Source organism: Streptomyces odonnellii (genome assembly GCF_000981895.1).
GTDB lineage: Bacteria > Actinomycetota > Actinomycetes > Streptomycetales > Streptomycetaceae > Streptomyces > Streptomyces odonnellii.
The window spans coordinates 15,725-30,439 of sequence record NZ_LATD01000129.1 but is presented as its reverse complement, the minus strand read 5'-3'; the positions used below and the strand labels follow the sequence as shown (position 1 = coordinate 30,439).

Sequence of the window (14,715 nt, the reverse complement as noted above, 5' to 3'; positions counted from 1 at the left end):
GACCCCGGCCCAGCCGACGAGTACCCGCTGCCCGACCTCGCGGCCGCCGCTTCCGCGTCGCCGTCCGCCGAGACTTCGAAGGACACGGACGGCAAGGGCGACGAGGCTCAGCAGCCCGCCCCCGCCCCGGCTGCCTCCTCCGGCGACGGCGACGGTGGCGACGGTGGCAACACCGGCCTCTGGATCGGACTGGGCATCGGCGCTGCCGTGCTCATCGGCGCCGCCGTTGCCGTACCTCTCGTACGTTCCCGCCGCCGCGCGGCCGTATCTCCGCAGCAGCAGCCCCCCGCCCCGGCCCCCGGATTCGGCCCGCAGCAGTCGCCGTACCAGCAGGCGCCGTACCAGCAGCCGTCGTACCCGCCGCAGCAGCCCACTCAGCCGCCCGCGCAGCAGCAGCCTCAGTACCCGCCGTATCAGCAGCAGTACCCACCGCAGCCGCCGCCGTCCGGGCCGCCGCAGTCGTAACGGCCCACCGGGCGCGCGTCGCCGTCTCGGGCTGCGCGGCCCGGCGTCTCAACCATCTCAGTTCAACGGGGAAGCCATGTCGTTCGATGAAGAGTGGGCGTCCGCCCGCACCGATGCCACCGCCGCGACCAGTTCCGACATGCGGCTGAACAGAGTTCCCGACGAGGGGTCCGGCGGCGGGAGCAGCAGCGCCGATCTGAGCGTCAGCCAGGACAAGCTGGGTGAGATCGGGAGCGCGGCGTACGCGCTGCACGGCAGGCTCCGGACCGACGGCGGTCACGCCCGCGCCGGCACGTCGGAGGCGGCGACGATGATGACCGTCAACGGCTTCCAGACCGGTGCCGCGATGCGGACCGTTCACGACACCTGGAACTCGCAGCTCAACACCCTGCTCGACGCCTGCGCGAACATCTCCAACCACCTCGACTACAGCGCCGCGTCGCATGCGAGGGAAGAGGAAGAGATCACGGCGGCGCTCGCGGTGTCCGCCATAAACGAGTACCTCAAGTAACCGCGGGGGAGCCGTGCTGACCTTCAACAACGTGTACAACGCCCCGCTGGACAGGCTGAAGTCGGCGGCGGACGACTGGTCGGAGATGACGACCAAACTGGAGACGCTCGCCGAGGACGCGCGTACCACCATGGCGGCCAAGGCCAGGGACGACTACTGGCGGGGCGTCACCGCCGAGGTCACCAAACCGTTCGTCGACAAGACGGCCCGGGAGTTCGACGACGCGGCGAAGGCCGCCAAGGGCATCAAACTGATCCTCGCCGACGGCTACGAGGCGTTCAAGAAGGCCAAGGACGACCTCAAGGCCCTGATGGACACCGAGGCGCCGGCACAGGGGCTGGTCGTCACCGCCCATGGCCGGGTCGAGGCCCAGTATCCGCTCCAGGAGAGCGGGGCGGCCCGCCACGACCCCGACTACAGCGAACTGCTGCGCGCGCAGAACAACAAGATCGACGCGATGCAGCGCCGTATCGACGCCATCGTGGAGACGTGCGACGACGCCGACGTGGCCACGGCCAACGCGCTCAAGGCGAACATCACCACCGACCAGCACAACTTCAGCGCCCCGAGGTACGAGAGCCTGGACGCCGAGGAGGCACAGCGCGCGATCGATCTGGCCAAGAAGGGCCGTGACCTCACGCACGCCGAACTCCAGCAGCTCAACGAACTGCTGGGGGACAACCACTCCTCGCGCGAATTCTCCCGGAGGTTCTACGACGGCCTCGGTCCCGAGGGATCCCTCGCGTTCTTCGGCCAGTTGGCCACGGATACGTACGACTACTCCGAGCTCGACGAGGAGCGTCTCAGGGACGTCCAGGCGCTTCAGCGGAACCTCGGTCTCAATCTGGCCACCGCCACCAGCCCCACGGGCGTCGGCGACGCGTGGACCGACCGGTGGTCCGAGGAGATGCGCAGGCTCGGGACCGAGCGCATTCCGGTCGTCAGGAACGACATGAACGCGCCGTACGGATATCAGCTCCTCGGCGGGATCATGCGGTACGGGAACTACGACCCGAAGTTCCTGAACCCGATAGCCGAGCACGTGGTCCAACTGCACCAGAAGGACCCGTACATGTTCGCCGACTCGAAGCTGTCGATGGGCGGGCCGAAGAACCCGTACAACCCGTCGGGTGTGAACGGGTCCGGTTACGATCCGGTCATCGGCATGCTGGAGGCGCTCGGGCACAGCCCGGAGGCGTCGAGGCAGTTCTTCTCCGCGACGCCCACGGCGTACAACGAGGACGGCACCGTCAACACGGGTGCCGGGGCAGACCTCGGCCTGGACAAGGAAGGCAATCCCATCCAGAGCTACCTCGGATATTTGGCCAACGAGGAGTACGAGTCGTTCCCGGACATCAACGGCCACGACCCCGACGCCGCCGCCGCGTCCGTGGCGTACATGCCGGACGCACTGGGCCACGCCCTGGAATCCGCCACACTCGGTTACCCATGGGACAGCCCGGATCCGAACGCGGTACGGAACGAGACGAGTGCCGCGATCATGCAGCACGTCGTCGAGACGTACGGAGGGGACGCGGGCCTGCTCAAGCACCAGGAGGCGCTGGCGGACAGCATGGGCAACATGGCGGCCGGCTATATCGACGACATCAACTGGGCGCTGGAAGAGGGCGTGGACGAAAGTATCTTCGCGCCGGCCAAGAACCCGGACGCCCACGCCGAGTTCGGGCGGAAGGACGCCCGCCAATTCCTCAGTGCCCTGGGCCAGCACCCCGACGCGTACGCCTCCGTCACCACCGCCGAGCGGCTCTACACCTCCAGCATGCTGGAGGCCCAGGTGGGCCCGGACGGCAGCATCAACCAGGGCGCGGCGCGGGCGGCCGTGGGCGTCGGCGCCGAGGTGCAGGGAATGCTCGACCAGTCGCGTGCCGACCAGGTCGAGGCGGAGGGCCTGAAGCTGCACGAGGAGTACGAGAAGGCACAGCAGCAGCGGTCCGCCTGGGTCGAGTTCGGGGCGACCTCCGCGATCGCCGCCGGCGTCGCGTTCCTGCCGGTCACGGCCGCCGCGGCCGGAGCGGCGGCCATCCTGGTGCCCCTCGCCGTCGACACGGGCAGCGGGGCGCTGGAGCAGATCGCCGGTCAGGTCATCGGTGACTGGTCGGACAACGCCATCGACGAGCACAAGGAGAACATCGAGGAGCTGACCCGGGAGGAGAAGTCGAATGTATTCCGGGCCGGTGAGTACAGCGCGGAGTCGCCCATGAAGCATTTCCGCGACCAGCACGGCATCGATATGAACAGCGAATTCGGCAGGGATCTCCGGGACGCCGTCGATCTCGGTTATGCGAAGGGCAATGACCGGGAGAACCAGCAGGGCAATGATCCCGAGACCGGCTGAGACAAGAGCTGGACAAGAGAAGCCGCGACAAGAGAAAGAGCGAGACCTGTGAGGATACGGAACACCGCACGGACCGTGGGTGTCGTGCTGGTATTGGGCCTTGGTGTATCGGCGTGCGGTGGCGGCGAGAGCGAGGAGCCTCGCTTCACCGGCGCCGGGAAGCTCTGTGGTTCCGTGTTCTCCGACGACGCGATGACCGCCGTGGAGACCGCGATCGGCGACACGACCTTCTGGCGTGACAACGGCGCGCTGGACAGCGTTGTCGCCAAGCTCAAGGATCTCTACACGGACGGGCAGGACGTGTACACCAGTGCCGGCGCCTTCTGTGACATCAAGGGCCAGGGGCGCGATTCCGGGAGGATGAACATCAGCTTCGGCCTCTACAAGCCGGATGACGTGGTGGACCGCGGCCACGCGTCGGATCAGCGGTCCTACGAGCTCGGGAAGCGAGCCGTGGCCGGAGCCAAGAATTCCTCGCTCTACTTCGAGTGTGTGAGCCCCCAACTGGACGGCTCGGACAAGGATCCCGCGCGCATCCAGGGCAGCATGCACTTCACCGACCTGAACGGGCCGGAAACCCAGAACCTGCGCGAAAACAATCTCACGGTCCTCCACGCGGCGTCGTTCGCCGTGGCCAGGAAGCTGGAGTGCGAGAACAACGGAGGGCTTCCGCAGAAAGTGGTACTCCAGCCGAAGCCCGAGCCGGCCACATCTCCCACCCCCTGACGCACCCGCGGCCCCACGGAAAAGCGGCCGCCCCGGGATTCCCGGAGCGGCCGCTTCCCGCGCCCTCGGAGGCCGTGGCGGGAATCGAACCCGCGTAACTCGCTTTGCAGGCGAGTCCCTGAACCACTCGGGCACACGGCCATGGCTGTTCGGTCGTCCGGCGCTTCCTTGTCGCTGGTTCGACCGTAGGGCGGTGGGGCGCGGGGCTCAAGGCGAGGGGCGGGGGTGCAATGCGACTGCCATACGCCGTTCACGATGGTCACGTCGTTCACGATGGCGGTCGTACGACCAAGGGACCAGCGCCGGTACGGCCCGCGACATGGGTCAACCCGAGATTTGCCCCTTACGCTGTGGCTATGACCCCCCTGGATCCACGCGACGCCGATGTCGCGCCCGCCGACAGCTCCGCCGTGTGTCCCTCGTTCACCAAAGGCCCCGCAGCCAAGGGCCCCGCCGCCAAAGGCCCCGGTCAGGGGGGTGTCCTGGGCCCCGAGCACCGGGCGCTCAGCATCGGGATCGTCTCCGTCGTCCTGCTGATCGCCTTCGAGGCGACCGCCGTCGGTACGGCGATGCCGGTGGCCGCGCGGGAGCTGCACGGCATTCCGCTGTACGCCTTCGCCTTCTCCTCGTACTTCACCACCAGCCTCTTCGCCATGGTGCTCTCCGGGCAGTGGGCCGACCGCAGCGGGCCGCTCGCGCCGCTGGCCGCCGGGATCAGCGCGTTCGGTGCCGGGCTGCTGCTGTCCGGTACGGCGGGCACGATGTGGCTGTTCATCATCGGCCGCGCCGTCCAGGGGCTGGGCGGGGGTCTGGTCATCGTCGCGCTGTACGTCGTCGTCAGCCGGGCCTACCCGGAGCGGCTGCGGCCCGCGATCATGGCCGCCTTCGCCGCGAGCTGGGTGATCCCCTCCGTCGTCGGACCGCTCGCCGCCGGGACCGTCACCGAGCAGCTCGGCTGGCGCTGGGTGTTCATCGGCATCCCGGCTCTGATAGTGCTGCCGCTGGCGCTCGCGCTGCCCGCGATACGGCGGATGGCGTCCGGGCCCGCCGACCCCTCCGCGCCGGTCGTGGCCATGGACCGGCGCCGGATCCTGCTGGCGCTCGGGATCTCGCTGGGCGCCGGGCTGCTCCAGTACGCGGGCCAGGATCTGCGCATGCTGTCCCTGCTGCCCGCCGTGGCCGGCGCGGCGCTGCTCGTACCGGCCGTTCTCGGGCTCCTGCCCGGCGGCACCTGGCGGGCTGCCCGCGGGCTGCCCGCCGTCGTGCTGCTGCGCGGGCTGTCCGCGGGGTCCTTCATCGCCGCCGAGAGCTTCGTACCGCTCATGCTCGTCACCGAGCGCGGGCTGTCACCGACCCTGGCCGGGCTCTCGCTCGCGGCCGGCGGCGCGACCTGGGCGTTCGGCTCGTACGTCCAGTCCCGGCCGCGCATGGAGCCGTACCGCGAGCGGCTGATGGCGGGCGGGATGGTGCTCACCGCCGCCGCCATCGCGACCGCGCCGAGTGTGCTGATCGAGTCCGTGCCGGTCTGGATCGTGGGGGTCGCCTGGGGGGTCGGCTGTCTCGGCATGGGCGCGGTGATCTCCTCGACGAGCGTGCTGCTGCTCAAGCTCTCGGCGCCGGAGGAGGCGGGCGCCAACTCCGCCGCGCTCCAGATCTCCGACGGCCTGTCGAACGTCCTGCTGCTGACGGCGGGCGGCGCGGCCTTCGCGGCCCTGGGCGGCGGCACGCTGGGCGCCGCCGCGTCGGCCGCCCACACCTCCTACGAGGCGACCGCCACCACCGCCTCCCACCCGGCAGCCTTCGCCGCGGTGTTCCTGCCCATGGCGGCGGTGGCGCTGGCGGGGGTGTGGGTGGCTACGCGGGTACGGACGCGGTAACTGGTACCACATTGGCCCCATCATGGGTACCGTTCTGGTATGGCGATGAACCTGCGTCTTCGTGACGATCAGACCGAGGCCCTCAAGCAGCGTGCGGAGCAGGAGGGCACCAGCATGCACGCCATACTGCTGAGAGCCGTGGACGACTACCTGGCGAGGACGGCCCACGAGGCGATGGTCCGGCAGACGGCCAAGGAGCAGGCAGCCAAGTGGAGTGAGCTGATGGAGCGGCTCAAGTGACCTGCCTCTATCTGTCCGCGGAGGACGAGCTGGTCATCGCCGATCATGCCTGCGATGACATGCGGGTCGTCGTCCGGGACGCCGGCCTGCTGGAGTCGGCGGTGCACCGCCCCTCGGCGGCCATGTTCGGCGAAGAGGCATACCCGGATCTGCTGGACAAGGCCGCCGCGCTCCTGCAGTCCCTCGCCATCAACTACCCGCTGGTCGACGGCAACAAGCGCACCGCCTGGCTGTCCTGTGTCACGTTCCTGGCCATGAACGACGTGCAACTGCGTCCGGACATCGACGCGGCGGAGCGGCTGGTCATCGCCGTGGCCACCGGGGAAATGGACGAGGTGAAGGCGATCTCGGAATCGCTCAGGGAGTTGCTCGGGCCCGAGGTGTGACAGGCGTCGCACCTGTCCGCAAGCTGCTCCGTCCGTATGAGGACCAGGCCACCCCAACGGTAGGGTGGCCCGGTCCTCGTACGTGAGCCCACCGCCCGCGTCCCGACCGGCGAACCGGAGACCGTGACTACTACCGCCTCCTCCCACCACCTCTCACCCGCCTTCCCCGGCCGGGCCCCCTGGGGTACCGCCAACAAGCTGCGTGCCTGGCAGGAGGGCGCCCTCGGCCGGTATCTCCAGGAGCAGCCGCGCGACTTCCTCGCCGTCGCGACCCCCGGCGCCGGGAAGACGACCTTCGCGCTGACGCTCGCGTCCTGGCTGCTGCACCACCATGTCGTCCAGCAGGTGACCGTCGTCGCGCCGACCGAGCACCTCAAGAAGCAATGGGCGGAGGCGGCCGCGCGGATCGGGATCAAGCTCGATCCCGACTACAGCGCGGGACCGTTGAGCAAGGAGTACGACGGAGTCGCCGTCACCTACGCCGGAGTCGGCGTACGGCCCATGCTGCACCGCAACCGGTGCGAGCAGCGCAAGACCCTTGTCATCCTCGACGAGATCCACCACGCCGGCGACTCGAAGTCCTGGGGCGAGGCCTGCCTGGAGGCGTTCGAGCCCGCGACGCGGCGGCTCGCGCTCACCGGTACGCCGTTCAGGTCCGACACCAATCCCATCCCCTTCGTCGCGTACGAGGAAGGCGACGACGGCATCCGCCGCTCGGCCGCCGACTACACGTACGGATACGGCAACGCCCTCGGCGACGGAGTCGTCCGGCCCGTCATCTTCCTGAGCTACAGCGGCAATATGCGCTGGCGCACCAAGGCCGGTGACGAGGTCGCGGCCAAGCTCGGCGAGCCCATGACCAAGGACGCCATCTCCCAGGCCTGGCGCACCGCGCTCGACCCGCGCGGCGAATGGATGCCGAATGTGCTGCGCGCCGCGGACCAGCGACTGACCGAGGTGCGCAAGGGCATCCCGGACGCGGGCGGTCTGGTCATCGCGAGCGACCAGGACTCGGCGCGGGCGTACGCGAAGCTGATCCGCGAGATCAGCGGGACGAAGGCGACGGTCGTGCTCTCCGACGACACCGGCGCGTCGAAGCGGATCGACGAGTTCAGCGGGAGTCAGGACCGCTGGATGGTCGCGGTCCGCATGGTGTCGGAAGGCGTCGACGTACCGCGTCTGGCGGTGGGTGTGTACGCCACGACGATCTCGACCCCGCTGTTCTTCGCGCAGGCCGTCGGCCGTTTCGTACGGTCCAGACGCCGGGGCGAGACCGCGTCCGTGTTCCTGCCCACCATCCCCAGTCTGCTCGGGTTCGCGAGCGAGATGGAGGTGGAGCGGGACCATGTCCTCGACAAGCCGAAGAAGGCCGGCGACGAGGACCCGTACGCCGAGTCCGAGAAGGAGATGGCGGAGGCCGAGAAGCAGCAGGATGAGGACACCGGCGAGCAGGACATGCTGCCCTTCGAGGCGCTGGAGTCCGACGCCGTCTTCGACCGGGTGCTGTACGACGGCGCCGAGTTCGGGATGCAGGCGCACCCGGGCAGCGAGGAGGAGCAGGACTACCTCGGCATCCCCGGGCTGCTGGAGCCCGACCAGGTGCAGCTTCTGCTCCAGAAGCGGCAGGCGCGGCAGATCGCGCACAGCCGCAAGAAGCCGGACGCCGAGGCGGATCTGCTGGAACTGCCGGCCGAGCGGCGGCCCGTGGTCTCCCACAAGGAGCTGCTGGAGCTGCGCAAGCAGCTCAATACGATGGTCGGCGCGTATGTCCACCAGAGCGGCAAGCCGCACGGGGTGATCCACACGGAGCTGCGCCGGGTGTGCGGCGGGCCGCCGAGCGCCGAGGCGACGGCGGGTCAGATCCGTGAGCGGATCGCGAAGGTACAGGAGTGGGCCACGCGGATGCGCTGAGCCGTGCGGGTGCCGACGCCGGGGCCCGTGGCGCCTGTGCCGGTGGCGGCTGTGCGGTCCGTACGGTCATCCGCGCCGGGTCTCGCGCCGGGTTCCCGCGCCGGACGCGGCCCCGCGTCCGGGCTCTCCCGCTCGTACGCTCGCACCCCTCTCCGCGTCACCCGGCATAGTGGGAGCGATCACCCCAAGTCACCATAGTTTTCGCTTGATTCCCGAACAGGGACCAACTCCCCTTGTCTGCCCGGATTCTGGACGAGGTCTTCCGCTCAGCGGTGCCGGTCGCTACATTCCCCGCAATGTAAACGCCCCGTGGCAGCTCAGCCGCGGAGCGCAGCCGGTGCGCGGGGGCCGCCGGCGGTCTCTCCACGCTGCCGACGGGACCGGCGCCGCTGCCTCCATGTGACCGGCCGCCGCTACTCACTCCGAAGGAGGGGCGTCGTGACCGCGGAGACCTCCCAGACGCTCGACCGGGGACTTCGTGTCCTCAAGCTGCTCGCCGACACCGACCACGGCCTGACCGTCACCGAGTTGTCCAACAGACTCGGCGTCAACAGGACCGTCGTCTACCGTCTCCTCGCGACCCTCGAACAGCACGCGCTGGTCCGCCGTGACCTCGGCGGCCGGGCCAGAGTGGGGCTCGGTGTGCTGCGGCTGGGCCGCCAGGTGCATCCGCTGGTACGGGAGGCGGCGCTGCCCGCGCTGCGCTCGCTCGCCGAGGACATAGGCGCGACGGCGCATCTCACGCTGGTCGACGGGGCGGAGGCGCTGGCGGTCGCGGTCGTCGAGCCGACCTGGACCGACTACCACGTCGCCTACCGGGCCGGGTTCCGCCATCCGCTGGAGCGGGGCGCGGCGGGCAAGGCGATCCTGGCCGCGCGGCAGACCGTACTCAGCGAACCGCGCTGCACCCTGACCCATGGCGAACTGGAGGCGGGCGCGAGCGGCGCGGCGGCCGCGCTGGTGGGTGTGACGGGGATCGAGGGCAGCGTCGGGGTCGTGATGCTGGCGGACGCGGTACCGGAACGGGTGGGCCCGCGGGTGGTCGACGCGGCGAAGGAAGTGGCGGACGCTCTGCGCTGAACGCGGATCGACGCCGTGCTCACGGACGAGTCGGCGCACCAGCGGGGAGACCACCGGGACCGGCCCCGGCGCACCGTTGAGCGGACCCGCGCCGGGTGCGGCGGGAATGCGGGGAGCGGCGGAAGGTGCGGTCCGCGCGGCGCGCGCCGGGGGTGCCGGAGGCGGAGCGCCCGGGCCGGGCCGTGTCCGCCACATGGCGTCGTCCGCCCACCGCGCGCCAGACGGGATATGGCAGACACGGCCCGAGGCACCTGCGACGGAACGCCGTGCGTACGCCTCGGCGCCGAAGGTCCGGTGCCGGGACACCCGCAGCTAGCGCATCGAGGCCCTCTCGCCGGTGCCCCCGCGACGGCGCTTCCGCCGCGGCTCGCGCCCCGCAGCGCGCCCGGCGCCGCCCGCGCACGCCTCGTCCGACCCCGTTGTACGTACCCGGTGGCGCCCGCCCACGGTCCGGCCATACGCCCGCGCACGGTCCGGCCATACGCCCGCGCACGGTCCGGCCGTACGTGCCCGGCCGGTGCGCGGCCACCCCCGGCGCATATGCCCCGGCCGCGGCCCCCGACCGGGTCCTGCCACCTGCGGCTACATTGACCTCGTGCTCTCTCGCCTCTTTCGTCTCTCCCGCACCGGTGTCCTCGCCGTCCTCGCCGTGCCGGTCGCCGCGCTCTTCGTCGTCGTCGGCGTGGCGCCGCTGCCGTACGCCGTGGCGCAGCCCGGGATGACCGTGGACGTCCTCGGTACCGACCGGGGGCAGCAGGTCATCACCGTGAGCGGGTCGCCCACGCGCCCGACCAGGGGCCAGCTCCGGATGACGACCATCGAGGCGACGGGGCCGTCCGCCGATGTCGATCTCGGCGATGTGATCGACGGCTGGTTCCGTACCGACCGGGCCGTGCTGCCGCGCGAGGCCGTGTATCCGTCGGGGGAGTCCGACAAGGAGATCGAGAAGCACAACGTCCAGGACATGGTCCAGTCGCAGGACTCCGCGACCGTCGCGGCCCTCGGCTATCTGCGCAGGAGCCCGGACAGCGTCGACGTACGGCTCCATCTCGCCGACATCGGCGGCCCCAGCGCCGGGCTGCTCTTCGCCCTCGGCATCGTCGACAAGCTCGACGGCGACGGGTCCGGCGGCGATCTCACCGGTGGCCGCACCATCGCCGGTACGGGCACGATCACCGAGAACGGCGAGGTCGGCCCGGTCGGCGGGGTGTCCCTCAAGACCCGGGCGGCGGGCCGGGACGGCGCGACCGTCTTCCTCGTACCGAAGGCGGAGTGCGGCGACGCGAGCGCCGAGCTGCCGAAGGGCATGCGGCTGATCCCGGTCACCACCCTCAAGGGCGCGGTCTCGGCGCTGCGCGCACTGGCCACGGGCGGCGACGTCCCGGCCTGCTGAGGGCCTGCTCGCCCCGGCCGGATCCACCCGGTACCGGCCTCTGTGCCGACTGCGATGTGCCGGCGGCGAGGGTGTGCCGACTGCGAAGGCGACCGAGGACACCGTGGTACGTGTCGCCGTCGAAGGCCCGGTGTCACCGTGACCGGTGCGGCGGCCGGCCGGTGGCGGAGTCCGCGGCGGCCTGCTCCACCAGCGGGATGACCCGGAGCGGTACGGGGTTCTCCATCACGATCGCCGTACTGGCCCGCACGATCCCCTCGAAGCCGACGACCCGGTCGATCACCCGCTGAAGGTCCGCGTTGGAGCGGGCGACCAGACGGCAGAGCATGTCGCCCTGGCCGGTGGTGGTGTGCAGTTCGAGCACCTCGGGGACGGTCGTGAGATGGGCCCGTACGTCCGAGCCCTGGCCCTGCTTGATCTCCAGCGTGGCGAAGGCCGTGACCGGATAGCCGAGGGCGGCCGGGTCGACGGCCGGGCCGAACCCCTTGATGACCCCGTTCGACTGGAGCCGGTCGAGCCGCGCCTGTACGGTCCCGCGGGCCACCCCGAGCCGGCGCGAGGCCTCCAGTACGCCGATCCGCGGCTCGCGTGCCAGCAGCACGATGAGCCTGCCGTCGAGCTCGTCGATACCGGCCGCCGTACCCGTACCCGTACCGGTGCCCGTACCCCTGTCGGCGCCCGCGCCGGTTCCCGTGCCCGTACCCGCTGTCATCCTCTGCCCCCTCATCACACGCGCTGCCATCACACGCACCGCCATGGTCATACTGTGCAGATGGCCCCGCCATTCTGGCCTTCCACTATGCATATTGCCCAGCAAAAACCGGAACTGTTGCGCACCTTGTGGAACGGCGGGAGGCTGAGGCCATGGCTGACACCTCGATGAACATCGACCACGCCCCCGACACCGCGCGTGAGGCCGACCCCTTCCCGGTCAAGGGAATGGACGCCGTCGTCTTCGCCGTCGGCAACGCCAAGCAGGCCGCGCACTACTACTCCACGGCCTTCGGCATGAAGCTCGTCGCCTACGCGGGACCGGAGAACGGCAGCCGCGAGACCGCGAGTTACGTGCTGACCAATGGCGCGGCCCGCTTCGTGTTCACGTCCGTCATCAAACCGTCCACCGAGTGGGGCCGCTTCCTGGCCGGCCATGTCGCCGAGCACGGCGACGGTGTCGTCGACCTGGCGATCGAGGTGCCGGACGCGCGCGCCGCGTACGCGTACGCCACCGAGCACGGCGCCCGCGGCATCCAGGAGCCGTACGAGATCAAGGACGAGTACGGCACGGTCGTCCTGGCCGCCATCGCGACATACGGCCAGACCCGCCACACCCTCGTCGAGCGCTCCGGCTACGACGGCCCGTACCTGCCGGGCTTCGAGACCGCCGAGCCGATCGTCGAGCCCCCGGCCAAGCGCACCTTCCAGGCCATCGACCACTGCGTGGGCAATGTCGAACTCGGCCGGATGAACGAGTGGGTCGGCTTCTACAACAAGGTCATGGGCTTCACGAACATGAAGGAGTTCGTGGGCGACGACATCGCCACCGAGTACTCCGCGCTGATGTCGAAGGTCGTCGCGGACGGCACCCTCAAGGTGAAGTTCCCGATCAACGAGCCCGCGATCGCCAAGAAGAAGTCGCAGATCGACGAGTACCTGGAGTTCTACGGAGGGGCCGGCGTCCAGCACATCGCGCTCGCCACGAACGACATCGTCGCGTCCGTACGGGCGATGAGGGCGGCGGGCGTCCGGTTCCTGGACACCCCCGACTCGTACTACGACACGCTCGGCGAGTGGGCGGGCGAGACGCGGGTGCCGGTCGAGACACTGCGCGAGCTGAAGATCCTGGTCGACCGCGACGAGGACGGCTATCTGCTGCAGATCTTCACCAAGCCGGTCCAGGACCGGCCGACGGTCTTCTTCGAGATGATCGAGCGGCACGGCTCGATGGGCTTCGGCAAGGGCAACTTCAAGGCGCTCTTCGAGGCGATCGAGCGCGAGCAGGAGAAGCGCGGAAACCTCTGAGCCGAGCCCCGACCGGGCACCACGACGCGTGCACATCACGTGCACGACATGTACGCGACGCGTGCCGGCGCGTACGCGGAGACCGCGCGGCCCCACGGGGAATCCCACTCACCCGTGGGGCCGCGCCCCCATTCGCTCAGGCCCGGCGCACACAATCCGGCGCACACCACCCCGCGCACGCCTCAGATGCCGCCCGTGAAGAAGGACGGAGAAGACCGCACGTCCGGCTGCGGCGGGACGGGCACCGGCGCCTGCGAGGGCACCGGGAGCTGCGGAGAGGCGGGCCGAGAGGCAGGCGGAGCGACCGGTGGAGCGACCGGAAGATCCCGCAGCTCGTCCAGCGCCTCCCGCGCCTTCGGCGCCAGCAGCGGCGAGAAGTACGGATTGATCCGCAGCGCCTCCTCGATATGGCGGCGGGCCGGGCCGTACATCTGGAGCGACCGCTCGATCTCACCCAGGTGGTAGGTGAACAGCGCGCTCCTGGGCCCCTGCCCCGTCGCCTTCCGCGCGTACTTCAACGCCTCCTCGCCCCGGCCCGCCCGGTACAGCGCCCAGGCCAGCGCGTCCGCGACGTACATGCTCCGGTGCGAGCGCGTCCACTCTGCCGTCAGCCGGGTCACCGCCGACTCCGGGTCCGCGTGGTCGGCCTCGTAGCGGCCGAGGACCAGTTCCTCGTTCACGCCATGGGCGCGCTCCTTCTCGACCCGCTCGCGCAGCGCCTCGTACTGGGTCTCCGCGTCCCCGTTCAGGCCCAGCGAGTCGTACAACTCGCCGAGTTCCAGGGAGTATTCGGGCTTCGGCAGCTTGGCGAGCGCGGTGGTGTACTGCTGGTACGCCTCGTCCGTCCTGCCCAGCGCGGCCAGTGCCCTCGCCCGCCCGGCCAGCGACGCGGGATGGTCGTGGGCCGCCGCCAGCGCCGAGTTGAAGTGCGCCAGCGCCTCGGTCGGCTCGCCCCGGTCCCAGGACACCATGCCCAGGGTGTGCAGCGCCTCGGCCTTCTCCTCCGGGGTGGTGGCGCGCCCCGCGGCCTCGGCCGCCTTGGCCGCCGCCTCGTCCTGCCGGCCGCGCTCGCGGTAGATGGCCGCCGAGCGCTCCAGCACCGGCGCTCCCTGGCGCAGTTCCTGGAGCTTCTCCAGGGCGTCGCCCGCCGCCCGGTACTCCCCGAGGCCGTTGTACGCGTCGATCAGCACCGGGTACGCCGACGCCTCGTCGGGCCGCTGGTTCCGTACCGTCTCGGCCCACTTCCTGGCGGTGGCGAAGTCGTGCCGGGCGTTGGCGAGCCGGGCGAGACCCACCAGCGCCGCGGGATTCCCGTACTCGGCGGACTCACCGGCCTTGCCGTCCTCACCGGACCCGGCAGGCCCCTCCGCGCCGCCGGACCCGTCGGTCGGGACCGTCGCGAGCGAGCGCTGGAGCGCCTGGTCGGCCTTCGGGAAGTACGTCGAGTCCGCGCGCCGCGCACCGCGCTCCACATACGCCGCGCCGAGCACGGCCCAGGCTTCGCCGTCCTCCGGGTGCGAGCGCAGCCAGGCCTCCCGGTCTCGGATGAGCGCGGTCAGGTCGGCGAACGCGGCGGGCGCCCCCGAGCCCGCCGCGGCCATCGCGCGTGCCTCGGGGGTCAGCGGCGGCCGGTCACGCTCCGGTACGAACAGCAGGACGCCCCCGACCAGCGCCGCACCCACCCCCGCGGCCAGGGCCGCCCGTTTGACCTGTCTGACCTGCTCTGTTTTCATGGGGTTCATGGTGATTAC

At 70.6% G+C, this 14,715-nt stretch carries 12 protein-coding genes, 1 tRNA gene and 1 pseudogene; 11 read left to right on the top strand and 3 right to left on the bottom strand.

The window, feature by feature from the left end; translation table 11 throughout:
• The 4 genes and pseudogenes from WH07_RS13940 to WH07_RS13925 form a co-directional block, all read left to right on the top strand.
• A pseudogene (locus WH07_RS13940) lies at positions 1-465 on the top strand (hypothetical protein); the annotation flags it as partial.
• A 76-nt stretch (positions 466-541) separates the two neighbouring features.
• Positions 542-976, top strand: a complete 435-nt coding sequence (locus tag WH07_RS13935; RefSeq protein WP_046500104.1) for a hypothetical protein — start codon at positions 542-544, stop codon at positions 974-976.
• 13 nt (positions 977-989) lie between these two features.
• The gene (locus WH07_RS13930) at positions 990-3,332 is read left to right on the top strand and encodes a hypothetical protein (protein ID WP_046500102.1); all 2,343 of its coding nucleotides are present in this window, start codon (positions 990-992) and stop codon (positions 3,330-3,332) included.
• A gap of 84 nt (positions 3,333-3,416) precedes the next feature.
• Positions 3,417-4,058, top strand: coding sequence for a hypothetical protein (locus tag WH07_RS13925; protein WP_157877337.1), 642 nt, complete (start codon positions 3,417-3,419; stop codon positions 4,056-4,058).
• A gap of 69 nt (positions 4,059-4,127) precedes the next feature.
• On the opposite strand, the gene WH07_RS13920 is transcribed toward WH07_RS13925, so the two are convergent.
• Positions 4,128-4,199: transfer RNA gene (locus WH07_RS13920), tRNA-Cys, on the bottom strand.
• Positions 4,200-4,414: 215 nt separating this feature from the next.
• Between WH07_RS13920 and WH07_RS13915 the strand changes: the two genes are divergently transcribed.
• The 6 genes from WH07_RS13915 (at position 4,415) to WH07_RS13890 (ending at position 10,945) form a co-directional block, all read left to right on the top strand.
• Entirely contained in the window at positions 4,415-5,935 is a 1,521-nt protein-coding gene (locus tag WH07_RS13915; RefSeq protein WP_046500100.1) for an MFS transporter, read from the top strand.
• Positions 5,936-5,974: 39 nt separating this feature from the next.
• Positions 5,975-6,175, top strand: coding sequence for a ribbon-helix-helix protein, CopG family (locus WH07_RS13910; protein ID WP_046500098.1), 201 nt, complete (start codon positions 5,975-5,977; stop codon positions 6,173-6,175).
• Complete coding sequence (locus WH07_RS13905) at positions 6,172-6,561, top strand: type II toxin-antitoxin system death-on-curing family toxin (protein ID WP_046500096.1); 390 nt, start codon at positions 6,172-6,174, stop codon at positions 6,559-6,561. Before WH07_RS13910 ends, WH07_RS13905 begins: the two co-directional genes overlap by 4 nt.
• A 123-nt stretch (positions 6,562-6,684) precedes the next feature.
• Complete coding sequence (locus WH07_RS13900; protein WP_046500093.1) at positions 6,685-8,472, top strand: DEAD/DEAH box helicase; 1,788 nt, start codon at positions 6,685-6,687, stop codon at positions 8,470-8,472.
• Positions 8,473-8,910: 438 nt separating this feature from the next.
• Positions 8,911-9,552, top strand: coding sequence for an IclR family transcriptional regulator (locus WH07_RS13895; protein WP_046500092.1), 642 nt, complete (start codon positions 8,911-8,913; stop codon positions 9,550-9,552).
• 595 nt (positions 9,553-10,147) lie between these two features.
• Positions 10,148-10,945 carry a YlbL family protein gene (locus WH07_RS13890; protein ID WP_046500090.1) on the top strand — a complete coding sequence of 266 codons (798 nt, stop codon included), beginning with the start codon at positions 10,148-10,150 and terminating at the stop codon, positions 10,943-10,945.
• Between the two features lie 133 nt (positions 10,946-11,078).
• Here the strand turns inward: WH07_RS13890 and WH07_RS13885 are convergent, their stop codons facing one another.
• Complete coding sequence (locus WH07_RS13885; protein ID WP_232788870.1) at positions 11,079-11,657, bottom strand: Lrp/AsnC family transcriptional regulator; 579 nt, start codon at positions 11,655-11,657, stop codon at positions 11,079-11,081.
• Positions 11,658-11,824: 167 nt separating this feature from the next.
• Between WH07_RS13885 and hppD the strand changes: the two genes are divergently transcribed.
• The gene (hppD, locus tag WH07_RS13880) at positions 11,825-12,964 is read left to right on the top strand and encodes a 4-hydroxyphenylpyruvate dioxygenase (RefSeq protein WP_106409568.1); all 1,140 of its coding nucleotides are present in this window, start codon (positions 11,825-11,827) and stop codon (positions 12,962-12,964) included.
• A gap of 182 nt (positions 12,965-13,146) precedes the next feature.
• On the opposite strand, the gene WH07_RS13875 is transcribed toward hppD, so the two are convergent.
• On the bottom strand, positions 13,147-14,697 hold the full coding sequence (locus WH07_RS13875) for a tetratricopeptide repeat protein (protein WP_052744363.1): 1,551 nt from the start codon (positions 14,695-14,697) through the stop codon (positions 13,147-13,149).
• Positions 14,698-14,715: the final 18 nt, after the last annotated feature.